Consider the following 13,730-nt stretch of genomic DNA (forward strand, 5'->3'; position numbering starts at 1 on the left):
CATGTATATCTATCGCTTAGTTCTTATTTTAGTCGTTGGGATTTATCTATTCTCACCTGCCATTATGCAATGGTGGGTGGCCGCTGATGGCGCATGGTATCGCCCTTATTTGCTTTGGCTGATTTTAATTGTTGTCACCTTTGTACTGCAAAGCGAGAAAGATCTTGATGAGCTTTAGCCTGACGCAACTTATTATTATCAGCATTGGCTATCTACTCTTACTCTTTGCCGTTGCGTGGGTTGCTGAGCGCGGCTACATTCCGCAAAAATTGATGAGTCACCCATTGGTTTACACCTTATCCTTAGGTGTTTACGCCAGCGCTTGGGCTTTTTATGGTTCAGTTGGCATGGCACATCAGTTTGGTTTTGCGTTCCTGACCATCTATCTAGGGATTTCAGGCGCTTTTTTATTAGCGCCAGTGCTACTTTCCCCTATTTTGCGCCTAACTCACGCTTATCAGCTATCTTCTTTAGCCGACTTATTTGCATTTCGTTTTCGCAGTAATTGGGCGGGAGCATTAACCACTGTTGGAATGATTTTCTCCTCATTACCGTTGCTAGTGCTGCAAATTCAAGCTGTCTCAGACAGCATAGGCATACTCAGTGGCAACCCTTCTCAACAGCTTATAGCATTAGCTTTCTGCATTATTATTGCACTCTTTACCATGCTATTTGGCGCACGCCATATTGCTTCACGGCAAAAACATCAAAGCTTTGTATTTGCCATTGCCTTTGAATCTTTACTTAAACTTATTGCATTACTTTTTATTGGTGGCTACGTTTTAGTTGAGGTATTTGGTGGCTTAGAAGGCTTAGATCTGTGGCTGGATAATCACCATGAACAACTACAGCAGCTTCGCTCGCCCGTCGAAGACGGCCCTTGGCGCACACTATTATTACTCTTTTTTGCCTCTGCGTTAGTGATGCCACATATGTATCACATGGCCTTTACTGAGAATCTACGCGCAAAATCCATGCGTAGCGCCAGCTGGGGGTTGCCTCTATTTCTTCTACTGATGAGCTTACCTATTCCTGTTATTTTGTGGGCTGGAATAGCGCTTAACATTCCTTCATCTCCTGATTTTTATACCCTAACGCTAGGCATTCATCTCAATAATGAAAAGCTGGCTCTGTTGGCCTATTTAGGTGGGTTATCTGCCTCTAGCGGGGTTATTATTGTGCTAATTCTAGCCTTATCTGGTATGGCGCTAAATCATCTTGTATTGCCATTGTATCAACCGGCTTCTGCCAGCAATATTTACCGTTGGATTAAGTGGATGCGCCGCGCTCTAGTACTTGCATTAGTACTAGCGGCTTATCTTATTTTTTTAGTAGTGAATCAAGAACACAACCTTTCACGCCTAGGTTTGGTTGCTTTTACGGGGACCTTGCAATTTTTACCCGCAACTCTAGCTGTGCTTTACTGGCCTAAAGCTAATCGCAAAGGCTTTATTGCAGGGCTTGTGGCTGGATTAAGTGTTTGGTGTTTAGGCTTATTACTGCCGTTGTTTGATACACTAGGTCAACAACTACTACCTTGGATTGAACAGTCCTATCAACTGGATCAGATTACTTGGTATAAAGCCGCTATTTTATCCTTCACGGTCAATTGCACTGTTTTTATTCTCGTTTCTCGCCTGACACAGTCTTCTCCTGAAGAAAAACAAGCAGCCTTAGCATGTACTATTGACGCCCCGCGTCGTAGCGTAAATACCAATCTAGAGCATCAATCCGTTGATGAGTTTTTACAGCAACTTGGCATTCCACTTGGCTCAGATGTAGCACTCCGGGAGATAAAACGGGCTTTAGATGACTTAAACTACTCATTTGAAGAACAACGCCCTTTTGCCTTACGCCGATTACGCCAACAAATAGAAATTAACCTCTCAGGACTATTAGGCCCAAGTATTGCACAGGATATTGTTAATCGCTTTCTACCTTTTTTAGAACAACCTCAACCTTATGCGAGCGAAGATATCCACTCCATTGAGTCACGCTTTGAAGACTATAAAACACGCCTTACAGGCTTAGCAGCTGAGCTTGATACGTTACGCCGACATCACCGACAAACCTTGCAAGAACTGCCCATGGGTGTGTGTTCTTTAAGCAAAGAAAATGAAATTCTATTATGGAATCATGCCCTTGAGCGCTTAACTGGCATTAGCTCAAGCCGAGTAATGGGTTCACGTTTAAATAGTATTGATGAACCTTGGCGTAGCCTGCTAGTGGAGTTTAGTCAGTCTTGTGATAATCATATTTATAAACACCTACTTAAAAGCGACTACGAAACACGCTGGTTAAATCTACACAAAGCGATAATTGAGCACCAAGCTAGACTTGAAAACAAAGGGGTTGTCATCATGCTTGAAGATGCTACTGAGCTACATCGCTTAGAAGACACCTTGATTCATGCTGAGCGCCTTGCCTCGATCGGGCGCCTTGCAGCAGGGGTAGCCCATGAAATTGGCAACCCTATTACAGGTATTGCCTGTCTGGCACAAATCCAGCGCGATGAATATCCCAATGATCCTGAACTGGTTGAGAACAGCCTATTAATTTTAGAGCAAACTCAACGCGTAACACGTATTGTTCAATCGTTAATGAACTTTACCAACAAAAGTGATGCTACTAGCGCGCATCTTCCCGTCTCGCTTTACCAAAGTACACTGGCAGCCATTCGCTTACTGCAATTAAATAAAGATAAACCCTATGTTGTGTTCCAAAACCTATGTGAGCAACGACATTATGTATTAGGTAGCGAACAACGCCTGCAACAAGTGCTAATCAACTTATTGAGTAACGCACGAGATGCTAGCCCAGAAAATGGTAATATTAGGATTCGAAGCCGTGAACAGGCACAATGGTTAGAGTTGATCATTGAGGATGAAGGAAAAGGCATTCCCGAGCAACACCGTGAGCGCCTTTTTGAGCCTTTTTTTACCATGAAAGACCCAGGACAAGGTACAGGGCTGGGCTTATCTTTGGTTTACTCTATTGTCGAGGAGCATCAAGGACAAGTTCTTATTGAAAGCCCCTGCAATACTGAATTACAGATAGGCACACGTTTTATTATTCGACTACCCCGTTTTACTGAGTCACCTGCGCATTTGTCATTAGCACATCTGCCTGAAAGAGAGTTGTAATCAATGCCTCATATTCTAATTGTTGAAGACGAGCAAATTATTCGTCTAGCCCTTAAACGTTTACTTGTTAAGCATGGTTATCAGGTTAGTGAAGCAGGCTCTGTCGCTCAAGCCCAACAATTTGAAGCCAGCCAGTTTGATCTGATCATCACCGATCTACGCTTACCTGGGGAGCCAGGAACAGAAATATTAAAAACCGCTGGCGCTGTACCTGTGCTGATTATGACCAGCTATGCTAGCTTACGCTCTGCTGTGGATATTATGAAAATGGGCGCAGTTGATTACATCGCTAAACCCTTTGAACATGATGAAATGCTGCAAGCAATAGAACGCATTGTTAACCAAAAAAGCCTTAGCGCACAGGCACAACCAGCAGAGGACGTAGAAAACGATACGGGAATTATTGGCAAAAGTCCTGGTATGCTGGCGCTATTTAATAAAATCCGTAAAGTAGCACCGACAGATTCTAACGTCTTAATTCAAGGCGAATCAGGCACAGGTAAAGAGCTAGTTGCCCAAGCATTACATAAACTATCTAAACGCAATCAAGGCCCTATGATCTGCGTAAACTGCGCTGCTATTCCCGAAACCCTAATCGAATCTGAACTCTTTGGACACGAAAAAGGAGCCTTCACAGGTGCTGTTAGTGCGCGGACAGGTTTAGTCGAAGCGGCCAACGGCGGAACTTTATTCTTGGATGAAATTGGCGAGCTACCATTAGAAGCTCAAGCTCGCTTATTACGTGTATTGCAGGAAAGTGAAATACGCCGAGTAGGTTCTGTTCAGTCGCAAAAAGTCGATGTACGTTTAATTGCAGCTACCCACCGAGACTTAAAAACCCTCGCTCAAGAAGGTCAATTTCGTGAAGACCTGTACTATCGTCTGAACGTTATTGCGTTAAAGTTACCCGCTCTACGCGAGCGTGAAGGCGATATTTACGAGATAGCTAAAGTATTATTAGCACGGCGCTGCAAACGCATGGGCATAGAACCTATGCAATTCACCGACTCAGCCAAGCATGCCTTGCTAAACTACCCATGGCCTGGCAATGTGCGGGAGCTTGAAAATGCGATCGAGCGAGCAGTGATTTTATGTGATGATGCTAAAATTACAGCGGACTTAATGGGTATCGAAGATAGCCTTGAAATTAACCAAGCAACTGAAAGCAATGCCCAGCAAGACGCCTCTTTGCAAGAGTATTTCACTCAATATGTCTTACAGCATCAAGACAGCATGAATGAAACTGAGCTTGCAAAAAACTTAGGCGTCAGCCGTAAATGTTTATGGGAACGACGCCAGCGCTTCGGCATAACTCGCCCAAAGAAGTCATAACCTCTTAACTTAAGGAGTTTTTACGTGCCACGCGTATTACAGGATTTAGGCATTTTTCTACGTGCCAACCTTTGGTTGGTGCCCATTTTAGGCGGTTTAATTACTGGGCTTTTTTATTTTGTTGCCCCACCGCCACCGATGTCAGCCACCATTGCGGCGGGCATAGAAGATGGGGCCTATGTACAGTTTGCTGAGAAATTAAAAGACGAACTGGCTAAAGAAGGCTTTAAGCTAAACATTGTTTACACCTCTGGCTCACGTGGAAATATTCAGCAATTACTGGCTAAAAATAGCAAAGTACAGCTTGGTATTATGCAAAGTGGACAAGAGCTTGAATTAAAAGATAACGAAAAAGAGCAACTACATAGTTTAGGCGCATTATTTCAAGAACCTATTTGGCTGTTTAAGCGTGCGGATTTAGCCGTTGACAATATTCTTGATTTACGTGACTACAAAGTAGCTATTGGCACACCTACAGGCGGCACTAGGTTAACCATAGGTCCCTTACTCACTATTAACGAATTATATGATGTGCGCTTGCCTCAAACATGGCAGCCAATCAGTGGTAAAAAGGCAGCTCAAGCATTAATTGATGGAGAAATTGATGCGGCCTTTTTTATGGGCCCAGCTGAAAATAATCTGATTGAAATGCTGGCAGCCCATCCTAAATTGGACATTATGGATTTTACACGCGCCAACGCCTATCAAAAACGCTTACCTTTCTTAGACACTGTGGATGTTAGCGAAGGCTTATTAAATCTGCCTAATAACGAGCCACGGAAAAATATTAAAACCATGGCATCGGCAGCAGTATTAGTGGCTAATGAGGACTTCCATCCAGCTATCACTCCTCTTATTTTACAAGCAGCAAAAAATGTCATGAAAGATGGCACCCTAATTGACGATGCCAATACATGGCCAAAAGCCACACCTGAAAGCGTCCCATTATTAGACGAAGCCGCTTACTTCCACTCCAAAGGCTTGCCTTTATTACAACGCTTTTTACCCTTTAGAATTGCCTCCTTGGCTGACCGCTATATTATTTTGGTCATTCCTATGATCATGGTGATGTTCCCGCTCTTTAAAATAGCTGGTCCTATCTACCGTTGGCGTATTCGAGCGCGCACCTACCGTTGGTACAAGTACTTGCGTAACGTCGACCGCCGCTTTAATAACAACACCTTGCCAGAACATATCAATGACGAACTAGGTCGTTTATATAAATTGCAAGACGAGCTTTCCAGCGTGCAAGTGCCACTTTCTTACACACATGAGCTGTACCAGTTACACTTGCATGTGCGCTACGTCATTGAGCGCCTTGAGAAGTTTAAGCAACAGTCAAGCCAACCTGTGAGTGAATGAACCAGTTTACCTTAACCGCCTGCGCATCCTTTGAAGAGGATATTAAGAAAAGCCGCTTTCTCACCTTAGCGGCACCGATTCAAACGCCACAAGACGCCATGCAGTTTCTTGCCCAGCACTCCGTAGCTGAGGCTACTCATAATTGCTGGGCTTGGAAGTGTGGCGAACAACAATATCGTTTCAATGATGACGGAGAACCCAGTGGAACGGCTGGCAGACCTATACTGGCTGCCATTGAGGGGCAAAGCTGCGATTATCTGGTGGTGCTGGTTATTCGCTGGTATGGCGGCATTAAACTAGGCACTGGCGGATTAGCACGCGCCTATGGCGGTGGCGCCACAAAATGCCTACAACAGGCGCAGCTAACCCCCATAGTGCAACGCATTGCAGCCTATTGCGATTTAACTTTTGCAGACATTGAACGCTGCAAAAACCGTTTAGTACAGGCTGGCTGTATCATTGAGCATGAAACATATAACGCACAAGGGGTGCATTTAACACTCAGCCTTGAAACCCATGTTTTAGATGAATTGAATCAACTGCTGGCTGACCTGACCCGCGGGCGCAGCCAAATTACTCGTCTATAATCCTATTGAGTTTGATATGCCTATTCGCCATTGTATTGTCCACTTTATTGATAAAACACCTGATAGCAACACAGCTAGTTGCCAACTGGCCGAACAAAGCCTAGCTATTACTGACGCCTTAGAAAATTTAGTGGTGGATGTAAGTGAAAGCTATAACGCTAAGCCTAGCAAAGTATGGGGCTACTTCCAGCCAGATCAAACTGCTTACCCTTTTAGCCAATGGCTAGATAACTACGTTAAAGATCAACAAGACTTTGTGAGCTTTAGCCAACAAGCAACAGAGCAGTTAAAAACTCTAATGGAAGCTTCTAACCTCTCAGTAGGTGGCCATGTATTATTTGCACACTTTCAGCAAGGTATGACGCAATATCTCACTATTGCTCTACTACATCATTCACAAGGTGTGAGTGTGACTGATCAACTCGCTATCCAAACTGCAAAGCATCTTGACTTTTCACAACTTCATTTAGCGGCACGTATCAACCTTTCAGAATGGCAAAATAACCAGCAATCAAAACAGTATATTTCCTTTATTAAAGGTAAAAATGGCAAGAAAGTCTCTGATTACTTCCGTGATTTTATTGGTTGCCAAGAAGGTGTAGATGCTCCCAATGAAACACGCACCTTACTTAAAGCCTTTAGTGATTTCGTAGAAGACGAAGATCTTGCTGAAGAGCAAGCTAAGGAAAAAACAGATGCACTAGTAGACTATGCCAATACTCAAACCCGTCTAGGTAAACCTATGCAATTAGATGAGTTATCTGAAGTATTGGACGAAGAAAATCCACAAGCTTTTTATAATTACATTCGCCACAAAGACTATGGTTTATCGCCAAAAATCCCAGCTGATAAGAAAACACTCTCTCAATTTCGCCGATTTACTGGACGGGCCGAAGGCTTATCCATTAGTTTTGAAGCCCATTTACTCGGTTCTAAAGTCGAATATGACGAAGATTCAGATCGGCTGATTATTCACAAGCTGCCAACGAAACTTAAAGATCAACTTAAACGCACCAAGGAATAATATGTCATCACTGAATGAGCTACTCGATCAGTGCACAACATTTACCGATCTCAGCATCGACCCTGCACTCACTTTTGGGCTAGAAAAAAACTTAGCCGATGAGTTAGCGCAAAAAATTCGTGACGGCTTTGATTATCAACAGCAACTGTTATGGGCTAATCGTAGCCATTCAGTACTACTCTGGTTACAGGGCACGGACTGCTCAGGTAAAGATGGCGCTATTCGTAATTTATTACGCGGTTTAAACCCTCAAGGCGTGCGTGTGGGCGATTTCCAAAAACCTACCGCTGTACAACTACAGCAACCTTTTCTGCAGCGCTACCAAGAGCAGATTCCACCTGCAGGCTATATTAGCGTATTTAACCGCACACCTTACGAAGCTGTTGTCAGCGATCTAGCCGATGGCTTTATTAATGCTGAACAAGCAGACGCTCGTTTACAGCAGCTACATGAGTTTGAATTGTTGTTAAAAGCACGCAATTACCATGTACTTAAAGTTTATTTACATATTTCTAAAGACGAGCAAAAGCGTCGTCTAGAACAGCGGTTAATTAACCCTGAAAAACATTGGAAAATTTCAAGTAACGATCTTGCAGGGCATCAACGTTTTGAGGAAATTAGGACAAACTGGGCAGATATTTTAGGTAAAGCTAAAACAGATCAGCCTTGGTATATCATTCCATCTGACAACAAATGGCTACGCAATTTATTACTGGCTCAGTTACTGCATAGAACCTTTGCGCAACTTCCACTCACCTGGCCACAGCCAAGCTTGCCTTTTGGCTTAGAGGATTTAACCCGTCTATAGGTAACTCGAATGCTAAAAAAAGCACTCAATAGTTCATATTGAGTGCTTTTTTATGAGCTGTTACTTATCCTTTTTTTTCACATAAAGTACTAGATTATGGTCTAACAACTCATAGCCCATAGCTTCTACTATTTCATGCTGACGACGTTCAATTTCGTCGTCAAAGAACTCGATCACTTCACCCGTTTCTGTGCAGACAATATGGTCATGATGTTTACCATCATCTAATTCAAAAACAGCATGCCCGCCGGCAAAGTTGTGACGTATGACCAAGCCCGCTGCTTCAAATTGCGTCAATACGCGATACACTGTAGCCAAACCAACATCTTCGCCAGCATCAATTAATGCCTTGTAAACATCTTCCGCACTCATGTGGCGTGGGTTAGATGCATCAAGAATTTGCATGATTTTGACGCGAGGCAAAGTTACCTTTAAACCCGCTTTACGTAATTCAATATTTTCCGCCATAGTTTGTTTCTCGCTAATGCCGCTTCGCAGGACGCTGCAATGCAGGTATGATGAACACAAATTTGTTACCAAGATAATGGAAGTCTGCTGCTGATGCAAAATTCTAAACACTTGTTATGCTGTCTTTCACTAACTGGCCTACTTGCATTAACCGGTTGTTCATTCCCCGGTGTGTATAAAGTTGATATCCAACAGGGTAACGTAGTTACTCAAGATATGGTAGACCAATTACGCCCAGGCATGACTATGCCACAGGTTCGTTACATTATGGGTTCACCGTTAGTCAGTGACACCTTTAACACTCGCCGCTGGGACTACATCTATAGCATTCAGTTAGGCAATAAAAAACGCCAACAAGAACGCATTAGCTTATTGTTTGACTCCAATGATCGGTTAATTGCGCTGGGGGGGGACTTTAAGCCAGGTGTAAGCCGTGACGAAGCTATTTTAGGCGCTGAGTCTGGTGTAACTAGCTTTCCTGCTGGTGTAAATCAAGAGCCTTTATCTGAGCCAACACAGCAGCCTAAACAGCCTGCTACGCCTGCTGGCGAGCTAGAAAAGCAGTTACAAGAAGAACTTGATAGCACCCAACAAGAAGCCACACCTACGCCACGATCAATTGAGTAATACAATCAGAATCCCTGCTAGCAACATAGCCTGTTGCTAGTAATGGGACTGTGCGCTATTAAGCAAAAGTAATAGGTTTAATCTAAAGAGTTTTTTATAAAATACCCTATTTAACTATTTGCTATTACTTTCGGCTGCGCGTCTAGCAGCAGCTTCGGCTGCACGGCGCTTACGCACTTCTTTAGGATCAGCCAGCAAAGGTCGATAAATCTCTACACGTTGCCCTTCCTCAATCACCTGTTCTTCTGGATTCATCACGGCTTTACCAAAAATGCCTAACTTAGCTGTTGCTAAATCTAAGCCTGCAAAGTCTTTATCTAGCTGTGATAACAACGCAGCTTGACGCACTGTTGTGTCTGGGCTTACGGATAAACGAACAATCTTTTGCTTATCCGCCAATGCATAAACCACTTCAATTTCAATTGTATTAGCCATAAAGTTGCTTAGCTCGTGCGCAAAATGCATCCACCATAGTATTGGCAGCCTGAGTAAACAAAGGACCTAAGGTTGCCTTAATAAGCATTCCTTTATAGTCAAAATCCATTTCTAAACTAATTTTACAGGCTGACTCATTTAGTGCTTTAAAAGTCCAAATACCAGTCATGTGTGAGAACGGGCCATCCACTAAAGATAAGCGTATCTGCTCGCCTGGAATCATCTCATTACGAGTACTAAAGGTTTGCTTAACCCCAAGCTTGGCTACTGTAATACTCGCCATAAGCGCAGTTTCACTGCTTTCTAGCAAACTAGTAGCGGCACACCATGGCAGAAATTCTGGATAGCGCTGCACATCATTAACTAATTCATACATTTGTAGCGCGGTATAGGGTAGTAAGGCTGTGCGTTCGATATGTATACTCATTGGCGCTCTTTTTCGTTAGAAAGTGCATTTAGCACTATTGCTAAAGTAAAATATTAGGCATTATTGTCAGCTATTCGTTTGAGTCTCTCAAGCATCACTTACCTAAAGCACGTTGCCTATCGCCAACAACATGCTAAATCCTTATAATGCAGGCTATGGCTAAACAAAAGAAAACATCCCCAGGTAACATCGCGCAAAATAAAAAAGCGCTGCATGATTACTTTATTGAAGAACGCTTTGAAGCAGGCGTAGCGCTCGCTGGCTGGGAAGTCAAAAGCTTACGCGCGGGCAAAGCACATTTAACGGATTGCTATGTTCTCTTAAAAGATGGCGAAGCCTACCTTATTGGTAGTCATATTACGCCTTTAATGACAGCTAGCACACATGTGATTGCCGATCCTATTCGCACGCGTAAATTATTACTTAAAGGCCGTGAGCTGGAAAAGATATTTACCGCAGTGCAGCAAAAAGGCTATACCTGTGTTGCACTTTCCCTTTATTGGAAAAAACATCTGGTTAAATGTGAAATAGCACTGGCTAAAGGTAAAAAAGATCACGATAAACGTCATGTCCTAAAAGAGCGTGATGCCAACCGTGAAATGCAACGCGAGTTTCGCCAAACCAATTTAAAATAAAACGCTCTATTGAGCGTTTTATATAAAACTACAAACTTGCTCGTAATACGCGCTCACACACCTCTGGCGTAACATTACGTTGCTCACCTAAGGCTGTCATTTTATGCGCCTGTAGTTGCGCAATCACAGGCTCAATAATCTCGCTACCTAGTTGGTAATCTTTCAAATAGGTTTTCACCCCTACACGCTCAAAAAATGCCCTTGTATTGGCTATTGCTTGCTGTATTTTCTGCTCGTCGTTACCTTGGGTTATCTGCCACACGCGCTCGGCATACTGTACAAGTTTGCCATGCTTGGCTTGACGCATTTCAGCTAACATGGAAGGCAGAATAATAGCCAAGGTTTGTGCATGATCTAAGCCATAAAGCGCCGTTAACTCATGCCCAAGCATATGTGTTGACCAATCTTGTGGAACACCGCAACCAATCAAACCATTAAGTGCCAGAGTAGCTGTCCACATTAAGTTAGCGCGCGCTTCATAATTATCCGTTTGCGTTACTGCTGTTTCGCCTTGCTCAATCAAGGTTAGTAGCAAGCCCTCTGCAAAGCGATCTTGCACAGGCGCTTGAGCTGGATAGGTTAAGTACTGCTCCACCACATGCACAAAGGCATCCACTACCCCATTAGCGACCTGTTTGGCAGGTAAACTATAGGTTTTAGTGGGATCTAAAATAGAAAATTGAGGATAAAGCAGATCGCTTTTGAAGGATAGCTTACTTTGTGTGGCACGCTGAGTAATAACTCCACCACGGTTCATCTCTGATCCTGTAGCTGGCAAAGTTAACACACTAGCCAATGGCAAAGCCTGTGTAATACTACGCCCACCTGTAAGCATAATTTCCCATGTGTCACCTGGATAAAGTGCCGCTGCCGCAACAAACTTAGTGCCATCGATCACAGAACCACCACCAACAGCTAAGAGAAAATTACGCTGCTCAGCCTTTACTTGCGATACGGCTTTACTTAAGGTTTCAAAAGAGGGATTAGGCTCTATCCCAGAAAAATAACTGACGTCACGTGCACCTAGTGCTTGGCGTACCTCATTTAAAGTACCGTTTTTTTCGGCACTAGCACCACCATACAATACCAATATCTTGGCATCTTTAGGTACCAGTTGATCCAACTGACTAATAGTATCTTTACCAAAACAAATACGTGTTGGGTTATAAAAATTAAAATTATTCATTACATAACTCCATCAGGCTAGCGTTCAGGATAAAGCATCTTAATTTAGGATAGCAAAACAAAAACGCCGCTAATTAATAGCGGCGTTTTGTGTCACAGCTAACAGCAAGTAATTAACGCTTACCTGCTTTTTGCTCTTTCAAGCGAGTGCGCATATTTTCTACACGATCATTTGAAGATGGGTGAGAGCTTAATAGGCTACCTTCACCGCCATCCATTTTCGCGAATTTTTCAAATGCAGTCACTAAACCTTCGCGCTTAATACCACGCTTGGTTAGGTAATTAAAAGAGAAGGTATCTGCTTCAGTTTCATTTGCTTGTGAGAACTGTGCATTAACGAATGCCTCACCTAATTGACCGTACTCTGAATTAGATAAGTTAGCTAAAGCTTCGTTGCCAGAGTTCGCAGCTGCTGTACGCGCTAAACTTGCCATGTAAGCAGTTTTCATGCGGCTTTTTGAGTGACCTAATGCAACGTGACCGATCTCGTGACCTAAAACGCCTTCTAGTTCGTTGTCAGTCATTACGTCCATCAACTTGCTGTACACACGGATACAACCGTTAGCCATTGCCCATGCGTTCAATTCATCAGTCATATAAACTTTATAGTTTAATGGTACGCCATCAATATTATTGCCTAGATTTTTAGCAATTTTATTCAAGCGTTGCGTATATTTGCTGTTAGCAGGAGCAATAGTTTCGCGGGCATCAAACTCTTGGCAAGCACCATCAGCCATTTTGCGAGCATCTGCATCGCTAAAAGTAGCTACTTGGAAGGCTTGAGCACCTAGTCCCATTAGGTCTGTGGTATCCATTGTTTTACAGCCACTTAAAAGAGTAACTGCTGCCACTGTAGCAACAGAAAGCTTAGCCAGTTTCATAATGTATCCTTATACAATTTTTGAAATATAAATACCCCAGCGAATCTTAACCTAAGCGTCTGGTTAAAAGCAGCATCTACTTAGATTATTGTGTCATTTTATTTAAAATTGTTATTTTTGTTTGCAGAGATCAAAGTATTTAACAACTAAAAGTTAATTAAGTATCAGTTTTGACAATACTTCTTTAGATAGGACTAAAAATAAATAGTCAAAATACAATCGGATTTTAAAGAATAGTCACTGTTATCCAACACTCGACTAGATTGACAACCAGCGTAGACTTCAATATTGTTTACCAGTTAACAAAATGGTAATAGTCAATGAACACTAAAGAACTACTAGTTGAAAATGTACATCAGCAATTTATTAAGATGCTGCATGCCGAAGAAATGAATATCCAAAAACAACAAGAAATTTTCAAAAAACGCTTAGGTGATTACAGCCTAACCCAAATACATATGTTAATTGCGTTAAAAAGTAGTGATCAGGCCAATAATGCTAGCCTCAGCCAGAGTTTAGGTTTATCCAAAGCTGCCATTTCAAAAGCCATTAGTAAATTGTGGGATGACAATCTTATTGCCAGCTATCAACAAGAGCATAATAAAAAGACAGTTTTTTACCGTTTAACTGAAAGTGGTATTGAGTTAGCGGAGGAAGCCTATGCTTTGCATTTAACGATTCATAAAAAATACCAAGCATTTCTTAATCAATTTGACGCAACAGAATTAAGTACTATTGAAAACTTTTTAGTTAAAGTAACGGGGTTTATTGAAAGTGAATATGCATAAAACCAAACTTTTCTAGGGTCTGCTATTC

General features: G+C 42.5%; 15 protein-coding genes. 10 read left to right on the forward strand and 5 right to left on the reverse strand.

All coding sequences use genetic code 11. The annotated features are described in order from the left end of the window. Window position 1: 1 nt before the first annotated feature. Genes VQ643_RS05850 through VQ643_RS05880 form a run of 7 tightly spaced genes read left to right on the forward strand, consistent with a single transcriptional unit; the run spans window position 2 to window position 8,256 of the window. Window positions 2-178, forward strand: coding sequence for a hypothetical protein (locus VQ643_RS05850; RefSeq protein ID WP_414198378.1), 177 nt, complete (start codon window positions 2-4; stop codon window positions 176-178). Next, complete coding sequence (locus VQ643_RS05855; protein ID WP_414198379.1) at window positions 168-3,143, forward strand: sodium:solute symporter family transporter; 2,976 nt, start codon at window positions 168-170, stop codon at window positions 3,141-3,143. The genes VQ643_RS05850 and VQ643_RS05855 overlap by 11 nt, the downstream gene beginning before the upstream one ends. Window positions 3,144-3,146: 3 nt before the next feature. Then, window positions 3,147-4,475: a sigma-54-dependent transcriptional regulator gene (locus VQ643_RS05860; RefSeq protein ID WP_414198381.1), complete on the forward strand. Its 1,329-nt coding sequence runs from the start codon at window positions 3,147-3,149 to the stop codon at window positions 4,473-4,475. A 24-nt stretch (window positions 4,476-4,499) separates the two neighbouring features. Continuing rightward, the gene (locus VQ643_RS05865; RefSeq protein ID WP_414198383.1) at window positions 4,500-5,837 is read left to right on the forward strand and encodes a TAXI family TRAP transporter solute-binding subunit; all 1,338 of its coding nucleotides are present in this window, start codon (window positions 4,500-4,502) and stop codon (window positions 5,835-5,837) included. Further along, a complete protein-coding gene (locus tag VQ643_RS05870; RefSeq protein ID WP_414198385.1) occupies window positions 5,834-6,424 on the forward strand; it encodes an IMPACT family protein in 591 nt (196 codons plus the stop codon). The genes VQ643_RS05865 and VQ643_RS05870 overlap by 4 nt, the downstream gene beginning before the upstream one ends. A 16-nt stretch (window positions 6,425-6,440) precedes the next feature. Then, window positions 6,441-7,448, forward strand: coding sequence for a nucleoid-associated protein YejK (gene yejK, locus VQ643_RS05875; protein ID WP_414198387.1), 1,008 nt, complete (start codon window positions 6,441-6,443; stop codon window positions 7,446-7,448). A gap of 1 nt (window position 7,449) precedes the next feature. After that, entirely contained in the window at window positions 7,450-8,256 is an 807-nt protein-coding gene (locus VQ643_RS05880) for a polyphosphate kinase 2 family protein (RefSeq protein ID WP_414198389.1), read from the forward strand. A 60-nt stretch (window positions 8,257-8,316) separates the two neighbouring features. On the opposite strand, the gene fur is transcribed toward VQ643_RS05880, so the two are convergent. Beyond that, window positions 8,317-8,724 carry a ferric iron uptake transcriptional regulator gene (gene fur / locus VQ643_RS05885; protein WP_414198391.1) on the reverse strand — a complete coding sequence of 136 codons (408 nt, stop codon included), beginning with the start codon at window positions 8,722-8,724 and terminating at the stop codon, window positions 8,317-8,319. Between the two features lie 93 nt (window positions 8,725-8,817). On the opposite strand from fur, the gene VQ643_RS05890 reads away from it, so the two are divergent. Further along, window positions 8,818-9,351 (forward strand): outer membrane protein assembly factor BamE, encoded by a 534-nt coding sequence (locus tag VQ643_RS05890; protein WP_414198392.1) that lies wholly within the window; start codon window positions 8,818-8,820, stop codon window positions 9,349-9,351. A gap of 114 nt (window positions 9,352-9,465) precedes the next feature. Here VQ643_RS05890 and VQ643_RS05895 read toward each other — a convergent pair whose 3' ends face one another. Continuing rightward, window positions 9,466-9,786 carry an RnfH family protein gene (locus VQ643_RS05895; protein ID WP_414198394.1) on the reverse strand — a complete coding sequence of 107 codons (321 nt, stop codon included), beginning with the start codon at window positions 9,784-9,786 and terminating at the stop codon, window positions 9,466-9,468. Further along, entirely contained in the window at window positions 9,779-10,213 is a 435-nt protein-coding gene (locus VQ643_RS05900) for a type II toxin-antitoxin system RatA family toxin (protein ID WP_414198396.1), read from the reverse strand. Before VQ643_RS05900 ends, VQ643_RS05895 begins: the two co-directional genes overlap by 8 nt. Before the next feature lie 155 nt (window positions 10,214-10,368). Between VQ643_RS05900 and smpB the strand changes: the two genes are divergently transcribed. Continuing rightward, window positions 10,369-10,848, forward strand: a complete 480-nt coding sequence (gene smpB, locus VQ643_RS05905; protein ID WP_414198397.1) for an SsrA-binding protein SmpB — start codon at window positions 10,369-10,371, stop codon at window positions 10,846-10,848. A gap of 28 nt (window positions 10,849-10,876) precedes the next feature. Here the strand turns inward: smpB and VQ643_RS05910 are convergent, their stop codons facing one another. Both VQ643_RS05910 and VQ643_RS05915 read right to left on the reverse strand, forming a co-directional pair. Beyond that, window positions 10,877-12,034 (reverse strand): iron-containing alcohol dehydrogenase, encoded by a 1,158-nt coding sequence (locus VQ643_RS05910; protein WP_414198398.1) that lies wholly within the window; start codon window positions 12,032-12,034, stop codon window positions 10,877-10,879. A gap of 112 nt (window positions 12,035-12,146) precedes the next feature. Beyond that, window positions 12,147-12,914, reverse strand: coding sequence for a M48 family metallopeptidase (locus tag VQ643_RS05915; RefSeq protein WP_414198400.1), 768 nt, complete (start codon window positions 12,912-12,914; stop codon window positions 12,147-12,149). A 320-nt stretch (window positions 12,915-13,234) separates the two neighbouring features. Between VQ643_RS05915 and VQ643_RS05920 the strand changes: the two genes are divergently transcribed. Continuing rightward, the gene (locus tag VQ643_RS05920; RefSeq protein ID WP_414198402.1) at window positions 13,235-13,702 is read left to right on the forward strand and encodes a MarR family transcriptional regulator; all 468 of its coding nucleotides are present in this window, start codon (window positions 13,235-13,237) and stop codon (window positions 13,700-13,702) included. Window positions 13,703-13,730: the final 28 nt, after the last annotated feature.

This window comes from Pseudomonas sp. F1_0610 (assembly GCF_047470865.1).
GTDB lineage: Bacteria > Pseudomonadota > Gammaproteobacteria > Pseudomonadales > Pseudomonadaceae > JAZDRH01.

Coding starts and splice junctions, on each gene's coding strand:
- VQ643_RS05860 (WP_414198381.1), top strand. CDS start 3,147: ATGCCTCATATTCTAATTGTTGAAGACGAGCAAATTATTCGTCTAGCC.
- VQ643_RS05915 (WP_414198400.1), bottom strand. CDS start 12,914: ATGAAACTGGCTAAGCTTTCTGTTGCTACAGTGGCAGCAGTTACTCTT.
- yejK (WP_414198387.1), top strand. CDS start 6,441: ATGCCTATTCGCCATTGTATTGTCCACTTTATTGATAAAACACCTGAT.
- VQ643_RS05870 (WP_414198385.1), top strand. CDS start 5,834: ATGAACCAGTTTACCTTAACCGCCTGCGCATCCTTTGAAGAGGATATT.
- VQ643_RS05900 (WP_414198396.1), bottom strand. CDS start 10,213: ATGAGTATACATATCGAACGCACAGCCTTACTACCCTATACCGCGCTA.
- VQ643_RS05855 (WP_414198379.1), top strand. CDS start 168: ATGAGCTTTAGCCTGACGCAACTTATTATTATCAGCATTGGCTATCTA.
- VQ643_RS05910 (WP_414198398.1), bottom strand. CDS start 12,034: ATGAATAATTTTAATTTTTATAACCCAACACGTATTTGTTTTGGTAAA.
- VQ643_RS05880 (WP_414198389.1), top strand. CDS start 7,450: ATGTCATCACTGAATGAGCTACTCGATCAGTGCACAACATTTACCGAT.
- VQ643_RS05890 (WP_414198392.1), top strand. CDS start 8,818: ATGCAAAATTCTAAACACTTGTTATGCTGTCTTTCACTAACTGGCCTA.
- VQ643_RS05850 (WP_414198378.1), top strand. CDS start 2: ATGTATATCTATCGCTTAGTTCTTATTTTAGTCGTTGGGATTTATCTA.
- smpB (WP_414198397.1), top strand. CDS start 10,369: ATGGCTAAACAAAAGAAAACATCCCCAGGTAACATCGCGCAAAATAAA.
- VQ643_RS05920 (WP_414198402.1), top strand. CDS start 13,235: ATGAACACTAAAGAACTACTAGTTGAAAATGTACATCAGCAATTTATT.
- VQ643_RS05895 (WP_414198394.1), bottom strand. CDS start 9,786: ATGGCTAATACAATTGAAATTGAAGTGGTTTATGCATTGGCGGATAAG.
- fur (WP_414198391.1), bottom strand. CDS start 8,724: ATGGCGGAAAATATTGAATTACGTAAAGCGGGTTTAAAGGTAACTTTG.